The organism is Mannheimia sp. (assembly GCF_056854775.1).
The window spans coordinates 1-16,866 of record NZ_JBXGGI010000063.1; the positions used below are offsets into that span (position 1 = coordinate 1).

Below are 16,866 nucleotides of genomic sequence, written 5' to 3' on the forward strand. Positions count from 1 at the left end.
ATTATTTATTTACTTTCGAGAAATACCCTGAGCTAAATATTGAAAGAACCACAAATAGAGCGGAAAGTCTTTTTTAAAGACTTAAAGCAGAAGTTAAATAATCACAACGGATTAACAAAAAAACATAAGTTGATGTTTATAAAGGATTTTTTTGAATAAAAAAAGCTACTAACCTAATCAAAAAATAAGGTTAGCAACTATTTTGTCTACTATGCCAAATAATCTAAATAAAAAATGCTGAATAACGTTCTTTATTCAGCATTTTTATTGTTACGCTTTTAATTACCCTTCACAACTTGAGCAGCTGAGCAAGTTACGGTTAAATACCTGAGCAGCACTCATTGAGTTTTGGTAGTAAATGGATTTTAAGCCTAACTCTTCAGCTGTTAAGTATAATTGGTTCAGATCGCGAGCCGGTGTTGCTGGGTGAATCATCACATTAATACTTTGCCCTTGGTCGATATATTTTTGACGCTGAGCAGCTTGTTGAATTACGCTTAACTGGCTGATTTCAGCAAAGGTTTTAAATACCTCTTTTTCGTGCTCGGAAAGCTGTTCTAAATGCTGAACAGAGCCATCATTATGTAAAATAGATTCCCAAACTTCCTCTGTATCTAAGCCTTTTTCTTGGAGTAATTTCTCTAAGAACGGGTTTTTATACACGGTTTTGATCTTCGCTAAATCTTTTACATAGTAGTTTGATTTAAATGGTTCGACTGATGGCGAAACGCTACCTAAAATAAAGCTACTGGATTTAGTCGGGGCAATACTCATTAATGTCGTATTACGGCGACCATAACCTTCTAAAATTTCCGGCTCACCAAAGCGTTGTGCTAATTCTTGTGATGCTTTTAACGTTTTTTGTTGCAATGTTTTGAAAATTTCATTGTTTTTCTGCATTGCTTGGAAGCTATCAAAGGCAATATTATTTGCCTGTAAATAGCTATGCCAACCTAATACACCTAAACCTAATGCACGGTGGCGACGGGCAAAGCGGTTTGCACGGTCTAAGAATGGAATGGATTGACTTTTCTCAATAAATTCACTCATTACCACATCGAGGAAATAGGTTAATGTTTCCGGTGCATCGGTATCTTTCCACTCATCAAAATAGAGTAGGTTCATTGACGATAAACAGCATACGAAACTTTCATCGTTGCTTGAAGGCAACATAATTTCAGTACATAAGTTTGATGCGTGAATCGTCATATTTTTATCTTTATAGACATCAGGACGCCCTGCGTTGGCATTGTCTTTAAAGAATAAATATGGGATACCGGTTTCAGTTTTACGTTGCAGTAATTTTGCCCAAAGCTGACGTTTGTATGGATCACCGGCTTTCATTGATTCTAACCAATCGTGTCCAACGCAAACACCGTAATACATTAATTGAATTGGATTACCTTCAGTATGAATATCCAACCATTCATCAATATCACCGTGTTCAATATCAATATAGCCGGCAAATTGACCTTTACGAGATGTGCCTTGAGAAATCACATCAATTACCGTATCGAATAACTTACTGAAGTTGAATGAGCCGTCTGATTTACCATTATTCTTAATTAAAGAACCACGTGGGCGAATATCGCCAAAATAGGCTGATGTACCGCCACCAATTTTACTCATCATACCCACTTCAGCGGTTGTTACCATAATTTCGTGGATAGAGTCGCCAATGTAGCTACCGAAACAAGAGATCGGTAAACCACGATCTAAACCGAAGTTTGACCAAATTGGTGAAGAAAGCGAGAAATAGCCTCTCGCCATATAGCGATAGAATTTATCTGCATAGCCTTCAATGCCGAGTTTACGTTCTGCGTGTTCGGCAATAAAACGAATACGCTCTAATGCAGTTGTGCCTTCCAATAAATAGCCACGTTGTAAGAATAAACGGCTATCCTCATTTAGCCAGTGGAAGTCTGGGCGGTCGGTATTAAAATAAGTCATCTGCGGTAATTTGTTTCATTTTTTTAGAATAATCGGTACTACGTTTGTTAAAGAAATCGGTTTCTTTGGTAGAAAGAATTTCAATATCAAACCACTCAGTTTCTTTTAACAATTCAGGATCGATATTATGAGGTGGTTCTAGCCCTAAAATACTCAACGAATTGTTGTAACGGTTCTTAATATAGTTTTCTACCGTTGCTTTGGTGATAAAGCTTAAATCGCCCTCTTCGAAAATCCAGTCTAAGATCCCTTTTTCTGCCTCAAATGCTTGAGTTGCTAAGGTTTCTAAATCTTTAAAGAATTCCGGTGTGAAAAGTTCGCTGTGTTCATCACGCAAGATTTCGTATAACGCAATACCAAATTTTCCGTGAATTTCTTCTTCTTTAGAGGTTGCTTCAACTGCATTTGAAATCCCCTTAAATAGGTTTTTATGCTTGTTGAATGACATCATAATAATGAACTGACCGAATAACGAAATGTGTTCAACGAATAAAGAGAACAATACGAGAGAGAGTACAAACTCACCTTTGCCTGCATCTTTATCTTTCATAAAACTTTCCATATAACGAATACGGTTCATTAATGGTTCAATTTCGTGAATTTGGCTAAACATTTCATTTAAACCGAGCTTTTCCAATAAGAATGAATACGCATCTTTATGACGCACTTCGCTTTCTGCGAAAGTACCACCCACATCGTCCATTTCCGGTTTTGGGAAATAGCGGTATAACTCGCCCCAGAAACGTTTTACGTTCACTTCTACTTGTGAAATTGCCAACATCGCACGAGTTAAAACGTGGCGTTCGTGATCATTAATAGTGGTGCGATAATCTTGAATATCACCGGTAAAGTTAAACTCGGTATGTAACCAGTAAGAATGGCGGATAGCATCTTTAAATTCAAGAAGCTCAGGATACTCATACGGCTTAATATTTAAGCGTTTTTGGAAAAGATTTCTAGACATATTCTTAGGCTCTATCTTAAAGTTTGATTTCAATCTGGGAGATGATTGTATGCAAAAAAAGTTTCAAGACAAGACTTGACAAACAACCTTTTTACGTCGTTTTTGTTAGCTTATTGATTTATAAAGGAAAATAATTTTGTAAATTTTTACATCAATATATTGTGTTTATTTTATGGTCTAACCACTAGATATTGTGTTTTGTCGTTTGTTTCAAAAGTGTGCAATAAACTAAGAAAGCCTTGATAAAACTATGTTTGGCTTCCTTTTTCGAGTATGATATCAGCCTGTTTTTATAGGTTGCAAGCGGTCGCCTTTTTGCAAATTTTTACACTTTTTTAACCGCTTTATTTTGATTTTATGGATACGAATACTCAACAATTTTATCGAGGGCGTTTCTCAGTTGCTCCAATGTTAGATTGGACAACTCGCCACTGCCGTTATTTTCATCGTCAATTTAGCAAAAATGCCTTGCTTTATACGGAAATGATTACAGCTCCGGCGATCATTCACGCTAAATATGATTTGCTGGAATATGATCCAAGTGAAAATCCTGTCGCATTGCAATTAGGTGGAAGCGATCCTACTCAGCTTGCTCATTGTGCTAAATTGGTGGAGGAGAGGGGTTATATGGAAGTTAATTTAAATGTGGGCTGCCCCTCAGACCGTGTGCAAAACGGAATGTTTGGGGCTTGTTTAATGGCAAAAGCTGATTTGGTGGCTGATTGCATTAAAGCAATGCAAGATGCGGTCGAAATTCCTGTTACCGTCAAACACCGTATTGGGATTGACGATTTAGACAGCTATGAATTTTTGTGTGATTTTATCGAAAAAGTGCAGCCATTCAGCAGTGATTTTATTGTCCACGCCCGTAAAGCGTGGCTGACAGGTTTAAGCCCGAAGGAAAACCGTGAAATTCCACCGCTGGATTATGAGCGAGTTTACCAACTGAAACGAGATTTCCCGTACCTGAACATTAGTATTAATGGTGGTATTAAAACCATTGACGAAATCAAACATCACCTACAATTTGTTGATGGCGTAATGATTGGGCGTGAGGCTTATCAAAATCCGTCTCTATTAGGCGAAATCGACTTGCAAATTTTTAACGAAAATCGACCGCTTGTAACGGCAAAAGAAGCGGTGGAAAAGATGTTTCCTTACATTGAACGAGAGCTGGCAAAAGGTGTCTATTTAAATCATATTGTTCGCCATATGCTCGGAGCATTCCAAAATTGTAAAGGGGCGAGACAATGGCGTCGTCATTTAAGTGAAAATGCCACTAAGCAAGGGGCTGGCGTAGAAGTGGTAGAGCAAGCTCTGGCATTTATCGGCTAATGTTTAAGGAGAAAGTTATGGCAGATCCGCATATCAAATCGCCAATGGATTTTTGGGATTATTTAACTGTCATTGTTTATCGTAGCGGTTTTGTATTAGCCACATTAATGCTGTTTTTGCTGCCTTATTACACATCAACGGCTCAACTTGGCTTACTGGTGGCAGGTACGATGTTGGCTTCGTCTTTACATCTTTATGACAAAACATTCCGCCTGATTTTCCAGTTTTCTGTGTGGTTAGGGTTACTTTTCTACATCTTTGATTTTCCATTATTAGCCTTAGGAGCAATGCTGTTAGTGATTGGTGGATTAAGTTATAAGGAATATTTCTGTTTTAGAGTATTTGGCTTGAATTTCCAACCGATTCTAGTGGCTATTTTATGGGGAGCATTTGCGTTGGAATGGCATTTTATTGTTCAAATTCTAAGCGTGATTTGTGGCTTGTTACTTTTAGTGTTAAGTATTCAAAAATGGCGAATGCCGCTACATTTTGATATTGGTGATAAAACCAAATATCGGGTGTAATTTTTTATATTATTTTATCGGAATTTTTATGCAAAAATTTAAAACCGCCTTAATGGCAACAATGATTATAGGGTTATTTGCTTGTACGCCATCACAATCACCAAAAATAACACAACATAAGCCACAGGTGGGCTATTTAAAAGAGAATATCAGCCAAGCTGAGCTGAATAATCCGAAAAATTATAAACGCTATAGCTATTACTGTAAGAATTTTGCGACAGGTGATGGCTCTTATCTGGCAACTTATTTTCCACTTTGGTCTGAGAGCCGTAAGCAAGAGAATTTTGGTATCTATTTCCAGCTGGATGGCGGAAAACCGTATCCGTTCGACCATATTGCGAATATTAATTTAAATGCCAGAGGTACGAAGTTTGAAGTGCGTTATCGTTCTTATCAGCCGATTGAGGGCAGTTATGTAGAATTAATGGCAAGAGAGTTTAAATCGACCTATTATAAAAACGGTATGCCTTGGCTGGAGTGTCGGGAAGGCTAGTTGAGAATAGAAAAAACGGCTAGAATTTAAATTTCTAGCCGTTTTTTTATTGAGAAATTAGCGTAAGAATGCAGGAATTTTGCTTTCGTACTCGGCAATTTTCTGCTCGTGCTGAAGTGTTAAGCCAATATTATCTAAACCATTGAGTAAACAGTGGCGGCGGAATTCATCTAACTCGAACGTATACACTTTATCGCCAGCGGTAACGGTCATCGCTTCTAAATCAACGTGGATCTGTTTGCCTTCATTCGCCCACACCCATTGAAAGATCTCTTCCACTTCTTCTTCGGTTAATTTGATTGGAAGCATATGGTTGTTAAGGCTATTGTTGTAGAAAATATCCGCAAAACTTGGGGCGATCATCACTTTAAAACCGTAATCCGCCAACGCCCACGGAGCGTGTTCACGTGAAGAACCACAACCTAAATTTTTGCGGGCAAGAAGAATTGTTGCTCCTTGATATTGTGGGAAATTCAGCACAAAATCAGGGTTTGGCTGGGTTTCTTCTGCATCTAAATAACGCCATTCGTGGAAAAGGTGTTTACCAAAGCCCACACGGGTAATTGCTTGTAAAAACTGTTTTGGAATGATTGCATCAGTGTCTACGTTCGCTGCATCAAGAGGAACGACTAAGCCTGAATGTTGTTTAATACCTGCCATTTTTTATACCTCTTATGCGTTTAATGAAACATTACGAATATCAACAAATTTGCCAAATACCGCGGCAGCTGCTGCCATCGCAGGACTGACTAAGTGGGTACGACCGTTACGTCCTTGACGCCCTTCAAAGTTACGGTTAGAAGTGGAGGCACAACGCTCCCATTCGCCTAAAATGTCATCGTTCATTCCTAAGCACATAGAACAACCCGGGTTACGCCATTCTGCACCAGCTTCGATAAAGATTTTATCCAAGCCCTCTTTTTCTGCCTGTTCTTTCACTAAGCCGGAACCCGGTACTACTAAAATACGTTTTACGTTATCCGCTTTTTTACGACCTTTCATTACTGCCGCTGCTGCACGTAAATCTTCAATACGGGCATTGGTGCAAGAGCCGATAAAGACCTGATCAACAGGCACATTTTTCATATCAGTATGTGGATCTAAACCGATATAAGCCAATGCTTTTTCTGCGGAAGCTCGAGTAACCGGATCTGCCATTTCTTCAGGATTAGGAATGACATCATCAATACCGATTACTTGCCCCGGGTTTGTTCCCCAAGTTACTTGTGGTGCGATATCTTTTGCTTCTAAAATCACTTCGGCATCGTAAATTGCACCTTCATCGGTTTTTAGTGTTTTCCAATATTCAACCGCATCGTCCCAATCTTTGCCTTTTGGTGCATTTGGACGATCTTTTAAGTAAGCAAAAGTGGTTTCGTCAGGGGCAACAATACCGGCTTTAGCACCGAATTCAATTGCCATATTGCATACGGTCATTCTACCTTCCATTGAAAGATCACGAATGGCTTGTCCGCAAAATTCTACTACATAGCCTGTACCGCCAGCCATTGTGGTTTTTCCGATAATCGCAAGCACGATATCTTTTGCGGTAATACCTGGGTTCACTTTGCCACGTACTTCCACTTTCATACTTTTCGCACGGGCTTGTTTTAAGGTTTGGGTAGCTAAAACGTGCTCTACTTCAGATGTCCCGATACCAAATGCCAACGCCCCGAAAGCTCCGTGAGTAGCAGTGTGGGAGTCGCCACATACAATTGTCATTCCGGGTAAGGTCAAGCCTTGTTCCGGTCCCATCACGTGTACGATGCCTTGTTGTTTTTTAGTTATATCAAATAATGGGATACCATTTTCTGCACAGTTTTTCTCTAATTCCAACACTTGAACTTTCGCTTGCCCTTCTAGTTTTTGCACATCACGCACTTGAGTAGAAATACTATGATCCATTGTGCCGAAGGTTTTACTCACTTGGCGAACTTGACGACCGGCAACACGTAAGCCATCGAAAGCTTGTGGGCTGGTTACTTCGTGAATTAAGTGTCGGTTGATATAAATAATCGGCGTTTCGCCTTCGGCTTCATACACAACGTGTGAATCGAAAAGTTTCTGATATAGGGTTTTAGCTTGCTGCATAAAATAGTCCAACTCAATAAGATAATTTTGTACTCAAGCGGTTAGATTTGTAAAAAATTTTGCAAAATTGACCGCTTGTTAATGATGGATATGAATATAACGACTAAAAAAATGAAAGTAAAATAGTATTTTTACAGAAAATAAGGATTTTTATTCTGTTAAATCAAGCTAAAAATGGCTTTAACAATCAATGTTTAGCATATTATGCTGACTTGTTGGATTGTTACAGCAAGTTATCTAGTCATTATTACAGTTTATAGAGCTATTTTCTTTGACATATTTTTCATCATTTTTTAGATTAAAAGGAGATATCTATCACATTTTTTTAAAAATCCCCTTGCAATTAAAATAATAATCCCTAGACTTAAAAAAATTAATTTGAAAAATATTATTTTGAACCCAGTCTTTATTTATAAATGGAGCTTAAATTATGCAGTCAAAATTCCGTCTTTCATTGTTAGCCACCTCTTTAGTATTAGGCTTATCAGCTAATGTTTTTGCAGCCAAAGTGCCGGAAGGTACAGCATTAGCAGACAAACAAGAAATTGTTATTAATAACGGCTCTGAGCCTTCGAGTTTTGACCCGCATAAAATTGAAGGTGTGCCTGAATCTCAAGTTGCTTATCAGCTTTTTGAAGGCTTAGTAACCAAAGATGCTGATGGTAATATCCAACCGGGGGTAGCGGAATCTTGGGAAAGCACTCCTGATTATAAAACGTGGACATTCAAATTACGTAAAGATGCCAAATGGTCTAACGGTGAGCCGGTAACTGCTCACGATTTCGTTTTCTCTTGGCAGCGTTTGGTGAATCCGCTTACCGCTTCACCTTACTCAAGTTACTTAACTTATTTAAATGTTGAAAATGCACAGGATATTATCGATGGTAAGAAAAAGCCTGAAGAATTGGCTGTAAAAGCGGTTGATGATCACACTTTCCAAGTGCAATTAAGCCAGCCAATTCCTTATGCGGCGGAGCTTGTAACTCACTCTTCTGTTTTACCTGTACATAAAGCAACAGTAGAAAAATTAGGTGATGCGTGGGTGAAAAAAGGCAATTTAGTGGGTAATGGTGCTTATACTTTAGCAGATCACATCATTAATGAGAAAATCGTTTTTGCCCGTAACCCGAATTACTGGAACGACAAAGAAACTGTGATTAATAAAGCGACTTTCTTAGCAATTCCTAATGCGACAACTGATGTAGCTCGTTATCGTGCGGGTGATTTGGATATGACGAACTATTCTTTACCGCCGGAGCAGTTTGCAACTCTTAAAAAAGAGATACCAAATGAAGTATTCACAGCAAGAACACTTTCAACCTATTACTACGAGTTCAACCACAAACGAGCTCCATTTGATAATGTGAAAGTGCGTGAAGCATTAAACTTAGCCTTAGATCGTAGCATCATCACCGCTAAAGTATTAGGGCAAGGACAAACTCCAACCTATGTGTTTACGCCTCCTTATATCCACGAAGGGGATAAAATCCAGCAGCCGGCGTATTCAACGCAACCAATGGCAGAACGTAAAGCAAAAGCATTGAAATTGTTGGAAGAAGCGGGTTATAGCAAATCTAACCCACTGAAATTCACAGTTCTTTATAATACCAACGATAACCATAAGAAAATTGCGATTGCGGTTTCGTCCTTATGGAAACAAGGTACAGACGGTATTGTTGATGTGAAATTAGAGAACCAAGAGTGGAAAACATTCTTAGATACACGCCGTAATGCAAACTACGATGTTTCTCGTGCTGGCTGGGCGGCAGACTATAACCAAGCCTCAACCTTCATTAAGTACTTCTTATCGAATTCCAGCAACAATACGGCATTCTATAAGAACCAAGCCTACGATGCTGCGGTAGCAGAATCTTATAAAGCAACCGATGCAGCAGGTCGTGCAGCTGCTTATGCGAAAGCAGAAGAGCAGTTAGCGAAAGATTTTGCAATTATGCCGATTTACAACTATGTAAATCCACGCTTAGTGAAACCTTACGTGAAAGGCTATGAAGGAAAAGATCCACAAGATGATATTTTGCTTCGTAACTTATACATCGTGAAATAATCATTTTTAGGCTGTTTATTGAAAAATAAGCAGCCTAATTTTTTGAGGAAAATATGGTTGTAAAACGGTTTTCGATTTATGGTCGGGTGCAAGGTGTTGCTTTTCGTTTTTTCACCTTAAAAGAGGCTGAAAAATTGGGAGTGAAAGGCTATGTGAGAAACTGTAATGATGGCTCGGTAGAAGTTGTTGCAACTACAGATGAGCTGGCAATAGCTCAGTTGGAACAATGGCTACATAAAGGCTCGCCTTCTGCAAAAGTAGAACGAGTCATCGTTAGTGATTATAACGGTAGGGAAACCTTTGAGCGGTTTGAGATAAGAGATTAAAGTACAAGCGGTCGTTTTTAGTAAAAAATTTACAAAATTCAACCGCTTGTGGTTTGTTATCTAATCCAACGCTTTTTCGATTTTCTCGAATAAATCACGAGCGAGATTATCCATTTCACGTAAACGCTCTAAACCACGACGCATCAAGGTTTGGCGTTGATTATCGTAGCGAGAAAGCTTGATGAGTGGCTCAATAAGTCGTGCAGCCACTTGTGGATTGCTTTCATTTAGTTTGATGAGGGTATCGACTAAGAAACGATAACCGGAGCCATCAATAGCGTGGAAAGCTTTCGGGTTTTGACCGCAGAATGCCCCTACCAATGAACGTAGTCGGTTTGGATTGTTAAAGTTGAAACTTGGGTGTTCCATTAAACCTTGCACAATCGCTAATACATTTTCGTCCGGGCGGGTGGCTTGAATCATAAACCATTTATCCATTACCAAGCCATCGTGTTTCCATTTTTCCTCAAAATCTGCCAATAACGCATCACGGCAACTTAGCTGAGCTTTGGTTGCTGCTTGTAATGCGGCTAGCGTATCAGTCATATTGTCTGCATTATTGTAATGTTTATGCACAAGGGCATTACCTAAGTCAGTAAAAGCTAAATAACTTAAGCAGACATTGCGTAATGCACGTTTAGCAATGTCTTTCGCTACCACTTGGTAAGCATCACATTTGTTTTGGTTATAAACAATTAATAATTTATCTTGCAATGCGGTAGCAATCGAATGTTGCATAAACTCACGGACAAGAGAAATACCCGTTGGGTCAATGGTTTTAAACGACTCGGCAAATTCAGTTTCTTTCGGTAATGTGAGCGTTAATGCGGTTAATTCAGGCGATTTGGCTGAATTATCCAACACGAACGTTAAAGCATCTGCTAAACCTTCTGAGAAGCTAAACGGCTGATTTTGCTGATAACGGCTTAAATTTTCACGCAGTTCATTGGTATAGAGCATTTGTGCAGCATCCCAACGTACAAAATCATTTTCAGCGTGTTTGAGTAAGGTTAAAAGCTGTTCGGTAGTGTAGTTGTAATCTAAACGCACCGGAGCAGAGAAATCACACAATAATGCAGGCACAGGGCGTTGCGTTACATTGTGGAACTCAAAGGTTTGATGCTCAGCGGTAACATCTAATACATCACTTACCGTTAATAATTCATACTGTAACGGAATATTTTTACCGTCATTTTCGCCATATAACGCGACTTTCAATGGAATGTGTAAGTTTAATTTTTCCAATTGATCGTGCGTTGGCGGTGTCATTTGTGAAATATGCAAGCGATAGGTTTTGCGAGCTTCATCATATTCATCGGAAATCGTGAGTTCAGGTGTTCCCGATTGGCTATACCAACGGCGGAACTGTTCTAAATCAACACCTGAAGCATCTTCCATTGCCTTCACGAAATCTTCACAGGTAGCGGCTGAACCGTCGTGTCTTTCCACATAGAGCTTCATTCCTTGTTGGAATTTTTCTTCACCTAATAGAGTGTGGATCATACGAATGATTTCAGCCCCTTTTTCATACACAGTTACAGTATAGAAATTGTTCATTTCAATGACTTTTTCCGGACGAATTGGATGTGCCATCGGGCTGGCATCTTCGGCAAATTGCACTGTACGCAATAGACGTACATCTTCGATACGTTTTGCCGAACGAGCCCATAAATCCGAAGTAAATTCCTGATCACGGAAAACGGTTAAACCCTCTTTTAGGCTTAATTGAAACCAATCACGGCAAGTAATGCGGTTGCCTGTCCAGTTGTGGAAATATTCGTGGGCGATAACTGCTTCAATATCTAAATAATCGGTATCAGTTGCAGTTTCCGGTTTTGCCAATACAAATTTAGAGTTGAAAATATTTAAGCCTTTATTTTCCATTGCTCCCATATTGAAGAAATCAACAGCAACAATCATATAAATATCTAAATCGTACTCTAAACCGAAGCGGTCTTCGTCCCATTTCATTGAGCGTTTTAAGCTCTCCATCGCCCAAGGGGCACGGTCTAAATTACCACGATCAACGTACATTTCTAAGGTAACTTCACGTCCGCTTTTGGTAATGAATTTATCTTGTAGGAGGTCAAAATCGCCAGCCACTAATGCAAATAAATAACTTGGTTTGAAGAATGGATCTTGCCATTCCACCCAGTGTCTGCCGTCGTGCAATTCACCTTGAGCAATACGGTTACCGTTAGAGAGTAAGTAAGGATATTTGCTCTTACTAGCGGTGATTTTTGTCGTATATTTTGCAAGTACATCGGGGCGGTCAAGCATATAAGTAATTTGGCGGAAACCTTCAGCTTCACACTGTGTGCAAAGTCCGTCGCCCGATTTATATAAACCTTGTAGTGAGGTATTTTGTGTAGGATTTAAGGCTGTCTCAATTTGCAGTTCAAAACGATCGGCTTTTACCTCTGCTAAATTTAAGGTTAAAGATTCATCATCTTTTTCATAAGATGAAAATGGTTCACCGTTAAATTTAATCGAAAGGAAATCAAAACTATGACCATCTAAGCGAAGGTTGGTCGCATCAGGGTTTTTACGTTCAACAGTCAATGCTGAGGTTACAAAGGTGCGATCAGGGTCAAGTTGAAAATCAAGATAAATATCAGTAATAGTGAAATCTGGTGCTTTATAATCTTTTCTTAGTTTGGCTTTAGGTTGCATAGGATTTCCTTGTTGATTGGCATTCTGCCGCTAGAATAGTGCTGGTTATTGTACTAAATTTATTGCAAATTTTCCAAGAAATATGACCGCTTGTATCAAACAAAACGGCTATAAATATTGCCATTTATAGCCGTTTAGGAAGTATTGGAATTATAGGGTTTGGTGTCCTTGATCGAGATGTACTAAGCTGATTAAATCATCAACGCCAACATCAAATGCTTGTCCAAAACCTTTCACAAATAAACCTGCGGTTGGTTTAAAGCTAAAGAGTTTGAAATCTTGCATATTAGATAGATCATCAATTAATTCACCGTGTCTGGCTTTAAGTGCATTAATGCTTATATTCCATTCATCTTGATCGCGTTCAATAATACGTGCTGTTGCATCAAAGGTTAAACGACGGCGTGCAAAAATTTGGCGACTTTTGTTCTCATCTTCAATCAGCATTAGAGAAACTTTAGGTATTTCCTGCAAATTTCGTGCGTGGCGGGCAATAATTGAAATAAGCACTTTATATTCGCCATTGTGAATAACAAAAGGAGCATAGCTCACATTTGGAGTGCCATCTTTATCTGTTGTTGCCATTACAATCGTCTTAATTTGTTGTTTTAGTTCTTCTAGTTCAGGACCTAAACGGTTTTGTAAAACCTCTTGGCGGTTTGTTGTCATTATTTCTCCTTATTAATGATTGGGTTAGCCTATTTATTATATTGAAAAAATGAACGTTCGATCAATAAGAATGATATTGAAAATAGTTTTTATTTGAATTATATTCCTTGCCGATATTTATATTATTAAATGCTTATTAAAATTGAATAAACCTAAGAGGATTTGTATGAAAAAAATAATATTATCAACTTTTGCCGTTCTTTGTGCATTAGGTATGTCAGCTTGTTCTTCCAGCAGTTCTAGTGGTGGCTCTAATAACAAAGTAGATAAACAAGAGTATGAAATTCTAAAAAGCGAAGTAACGGATCTAAATTCCACTTTATCTGATCTACAAAGTACATTACAACGCTTGCAAAATAAGCTGGCTTCATCTCAATCTGCCAGTAAAAGTGAAATTGAAAAATTAGAAACCCAATTAGCAGAGGCTAAGGGGAATGAAGCGAAAACGGCAGAATTAGTACAACAATTAGATGAACAATTAAAAAATGCTATCAAGGCGGCAACAGAGTCCGGCGATGCTAGATTGGCAGAGGCTTTGGCTAAATCTCAAGAAGAAGTGGCAGCCATTAAAAAGCAAGCAGATGACGTAGCTAAAAAAGCTAACGATGCAATTAGTAATGCTCAAAAAGCACAAGAAGATGCAGCAAAAGCACAAGAGGACTTAAATAAAGCGAAAGCAGATTTAGAAGAGGCAAAATCTCGAGCACCAATTAGCGATAAAATCTTTGGGGGAGCGTCAGGAAAAATGACGGCAGCGAGCGGTAAACTCTCTGGTGGTGTTTTGGTAAAAGATAAAGATGGCACAGTTTCATCTATAGATGCTCCGGATACTCGAGAAGGAATTAGTTATATTACGGTAATTGATGATAGAGGGAATGCAGTTGATGTTGGTATTGATTCAGCTCGTGGTGGTTGGAAGCGTAATTTAGGTGGTTCAAGCCTATTTGATCACTCGGGAGCAATAGTTCGCTATGGCGTTTATAATTCTAGCGAAACAGAGAAAGGCTATATCTATTCACAAGGTCAAGCAACCGAGATTGATAAGATGCCTAGAGAAGGTGAATTTACTTATTTGGGTACTGTAGGACAAGCATCATATCAATATGGTTCTTGGAGTGCAGATAGTGGTTCAGCATATGCTAAAGTGAATTTTGCAGATAAAACAGCTCGTGTTGAATTAAACACAGAGTTTGCGGCAGCTAAAAATGGTCGTACGGCAAGTACGAGGGTGGAGGCTTACACTTTTGACAGTAAAATCACCGAGAACTCTATTTCGGGAGTTGCTAATGAAAATAAAGAGATCAAAATGCAAGCCGGTTTCTTTGGCGATGATGCGAAATATCTATCAGGTATTTACCAATCAGATAAAGTTCAGGGTGTATTTGGTGTAACGAAACAGTAAAAAAGGCTCTCCCCTTTAATTTTAAAAGGGGAGCAAAATAGGATTTGATATGAATAAAAAACAATCTATTGCAAGCGGTCTTTTTTTCAGTTTTTTTGCAATTCAGCCTGTATTCGCTGAGGAAGCGGTAGAACTTGAGCAAGTTGTGGTTACGGAAAAAGAAACTAAGGCAAATTTAATTCAGAAATCACGTAAGGCAGTTCAGCAAGAGATGATCAATGATAGCCGAGATCTTGTTCGCTATACAACAGATGTCGGTATTAGTGATAATGGTCGCCATCTAAAAGGTTTTGCAATGAGGGGCGTTGAGGGAAACCGTGTTGGTATTAGTATAGATGGGGTTTCTTTGCCTGATTCGGAAGAAAACTCATTATATGGTCGCTATGGTAATTTTAACTCTTCCAGACTAAGTATTGATCCTGAATTAACAACGGGTATTGATATTTATCGAGGAGCAAACTCTTTTAATAGCGGCAGTGGTTCGTTAGGCGGTTCGGTAAACTATAAAACCTTAGATGCAGTTGATTTAGTATCTAATGGAAATCAATTTGGTGGTTTAGCGAAAGCAGGCTATTCAAGTAAAAACAGAGAATGGGTTAAAACGGTTGGTGTCGGCTATCTTGGTGAAAAGTTGGATGTTGCATTGCTCTATTCCCATCGAGCAGGGCACGAGCTCAAGAGTAATGGGCGTGGCGATATTGAATTATTTAGTGCCAGACAAAAGCCGGATCCGGTAAGACATCGTACCAACAATTATTTATTCAAGTTAGGTTATGCCTTTAACCCGGAGCATAGAGTTGCTTTTTCGATTAATGGACAAAAAGGTAGCCGTTATACTGACGAGCTTTCTTATACTTCAATAGGTTCATTATGGCGTGAAGCTGATGACCAGAACAAGCGTGTTAATGCGAATGTAAATTATGCTTTTACCCCTGAATCTAAGTATTTAGCATTATTTAAAAACGATATTGACTACCAATATACAGATTTGGCAGCAGTAAATTATAAAGGTCTCAGATCTTGGAACTTTCTCACAAACCAGAGCAATCCCAAAGAGTTGATGGAAATTTATGATCGCCGAATGAAAACCAAATATACTCGAGTGAGTATGCAAGCGGATAGCCAGCCGTTTGAGTTTCCTTATAAAGCCTTGGGTGAACATCAGCTTTCGGTGTCAGCCTTTGTCGGTAGACGGGATTTTAAAAACATCAATTACGATACGATTATTGGGGCACCAACCAGTGAATACACTATTCAGTATCCTGTGAGAACAACTCAGTTAGGAGTAACGATTAAGGATAAAGTAGTCTGGAATCCTACATTTGATAACTGGTCGCCTATTATTACCGCTCAGTTTGGTTCACGTTTTAATTATGAAAAATTAACGCCGCAAGAGTTAAATGCAGCTTGCAGTGCCGCGTGTAAACGTGAGGGTAAGCCTGATAAGGCTATTTTTAAAACAGTAAGTAGCTTTCTTGATTTAGAAGCTCAGCTTAATGATGTTTGGAAAGTAGGTTATAACGTTGGCTCAGGTTACCGTATTCCGACCGCATCAGAGATGTATTTTACCTTTGATAGCCCTTATGGAAAATGGCAATCTAACCCTGATTTAAGAGCTGAGCGTAGCATTACTCATACGCTTTCAGTTGTTGCGGAAGATAAGAAAGGGAGCTTTGATTTAAATCTTTATCAAAGCAACTATAAAGATTTCTTATTTGAGCAAGAAACTATCGTTAAAAACTACAATATTTACTATAGACAATGTGCTTATTATGGTTGTTCAAGATATTTTGAAACACCTAGACAGCAAATGGTCAATATTGATAAAGCCCGAATTAGGGGATTGGAAGCAAAATTAGCTCTCAATCTTGGCTCATTTACAGAACATTTGAATGGCTGGAAAGTATCAGGTGCAGTTGGTTATAGTAAAGGGAAACTTTCTACCGAAAGTAGCTTATTATCTATTCAACCTGTTAAAGCGATTTTGGGTTTAGATTACGAAGATACGAGTGGTAAATGGGGTATTTTCAATCGCTTAACTTATCTTGGAGCGAAAAAAGCTAAAGATGCTCAGGTGGTTGAAAATGTTTATAGTTCAAGAGGCTATGCTCCCAAAGTTACCACCTATAAATATCTCAATAAATCAGCCTATGTGTTTGATCTTTTTGGATACTATAAAGCGACTAAAAATATTACGTTAAGGGCGGGTGTCTATAACCTGTTTAACCGAACCTACCACACTTGGGACGCCTTAAGAGGTATTAATGCAAATAGCACAACCAATGTAGTAGATAGAGACGGAAAAGGTTTACAGCGTTTCTATGCACCGGGTCGTAATTACTCAGCATCAATAGAGATTAAGTTCTAATCAAGT

13 protein-coding genes are annotated in these 16,866 nt (G+C 38.7%); 7 read left to right on the forward strand and 6 right to left on the reverse strand.

The features are described 5' to 3' along the window. Positions 1-282 precede the first annotated feature (282 nt). Positions 283-1,950, reverse strand: a complete 1,668-nt coding sequence (locus tag ACJHV0_RS04875; protein ID WP_334257470.1) for a ribonucleoside-diphosphate reductase subunit alpha — start codon at positions 1,948-1,950, stop codon at positions 283-285. Then, the gene (locus tag ACJHV0_RS04880) at positions 1,937-2,914 is read right to left on the reverse strand and encodes a ribonucleotide-diphosphate reductase subunit beta (RefSeq protein WP_025216695.1); all 978 of its coding nucleotides are present in this window, start codon (positions 2,912-2,914) and stop codon (positions 1,937-1,939) included. Before ACJHV0_RS04880 ends, ACJHV0_RS04875 begins: the two co-directional genes overlap by 14 nt. A 357-nt stretch (positions 2,915-3,271) precedes the next feature. Between ACJHV0_RS04880 and dusA the strand changes: the two genes are divergently transcribed. From dusA to ACJHV0_RS04895, 3 genes are read left to right on the forward strand one after another with little or no spacing between them, the layout of a single operon-like run. Then, entirely contained in the window at positions 3,272-4,249 is a 978-nt protein-coding gene (dusA, locus tag ACJHV0_RS04885) for a tRNA dihydrouridine(20/20a) synthase DusA (protein WP_483133540.1), read from the forward strand. A gap of 17 nt (positions 4,250-4,266) precedes the next feature. Next, the gene (locus ACJHV0_RS04890; protein WP_334231856.1) at positions 4,267-4,773 is read left to right on the forward strand and encodes a DUF2301 domain-containing membrane protein; all 507 of its coding nucleotides are present in this window, start codon (positions 4,267-4,269) and stop codon (positions 4,771-4,773) included. A gap of 28 nt (positions 4,774-4,801) precedes the next feature. Then, complete coding sequence (locus ACJHV0_RS04895; protein WP_334231858.1) at positions 4,802-5,266, forward strand: hypothetical protein; 465 nt, start codon at positions 4,802-4,804, stop codon at positions 5,264-5,266. Positions 5,267-5,323: 57 nt separating this feature from the next. Here the strand turns inward: ACJHV0_RS04895 and leuD are convergent, their stop codons facing one another. Together leuD and leuC are read right to left on the reverse strand one after the other, a co-directional pair. After that, positions 5,324-5,926, reverse strand: a complete 603-nt coding sequence (leuD, locus tag ACJHV0_RS04900) for a 3-isopropylmalate dehydratase small subunit (RefSeq protein WP_025216699.1) — start codon at positions 5,924-5,926, stop codon at positions 5,324-5,326. Between the two features lie 12 nt (positions 5,927-5,938). Beyond that, positions 5,939-7,357 (reverse strand): 3-isopropylmalate dehydratase large subunit, encoded by a 1,419-nt coding sequence (gene leuC, locus ACJHV0_RS04905; protein WP_483133541.1) that lies wholly within the window; start codon positions 7,355-7,357, stop codon positions 5,939-5,941. A 430-nt stretch (positions 7,358-7,787) separates the two neighbouring features. Here leuC and ACJHV0_RS04910 point away from each other — a divergent pair, with 430 nt between their 5' ends. After that, the gene (locus ACJHV0_RS04910; protein WP_483133542.1) at positions 7,788-9,422 is read left to right on the forward strand and encodes an ABC transporter substrate-binding protein; all 1,635 of its coding nucleotides are present in this window, start codon (positions 7,788-7,790) and stop codon (positions 9,420-9,422) included. A 53-nt stretch (positions 9,423-9,475) separates the two neighbouring features. Further along, positions 9,476-9,748 carry an acylphosphatase gene (locus tag ACJHV0_RS04915; protein ID WP_483133543.1) on the forward strand — a complete coding sequence of 91 codons (273 nt, stop codon included), beginning with the start codon at positions 9,476-9,478 and terminating at the stop codon, positions 9,746-9,748. 60 nt (positions 9,749-9,808) lie between these two features. Here the strand turns inward: ACJHV0_RS04915 and pepN are convergent, their stop codons facing one another. Together pepN and hutZ are read right to left on the reverse strand one after the other, a co-directional pair. Beyond that, positions 9,809-12,421, reverse strand: a complete 2,613-nt coding sequence (gene pepN, locus ACJHV0_RS04920; protein ID WP_483133544.1) for an aminopeptidase N — start codon at positions 12,419-12,421, stop codon at positions 9,809-9,811. A gap of 150 nt (positions 12,422-12,571) precedes the next feature. Then, positions 12,572-13,090 (reverse strand): heme utilization protein HutZ, encoded by a 519-nt coding sequence (hutZ, locus tag ACJHV0_RS04925; RefSeq protein WP_025235381.1) that lies wholly within the window; start codon positions 13,088-13,090, stop codon positions 12,572-12,574. A gap of 166 nt (positions 13,091-13,256) precedes the next feature. On the opposite strand from hutZ, the gene ACJHV0_RS04930 reads away from it, so the two are divergent. After that, on the forward strand, positions 13,257-14,492 hold the full coding sequence (locus ACJHV0_RS04930; protein ID WP_483133545.1) for a transferrin-binding protein-like solute binding protein: 1,236 nt from the start codon (positions 13,257-13,259) through the stop codon (positions 14,490-14,492). Positions 14,493-14,541: 49 nt separating this feature from the next. After that, a complete protein-coding gene (locus tag ACJHV0_RS04935; RefSeq protein WP_483133546.1) occupies positions 14,542-16,860 on the forward strand; it encodes a TonB-dependent hemoglobin/transferrin/lactoferrin family receptor in 2,319 nt (772 codons plus the stop codon). Positions 16,861-16,866: the final 6 nt, after the last annotated feature.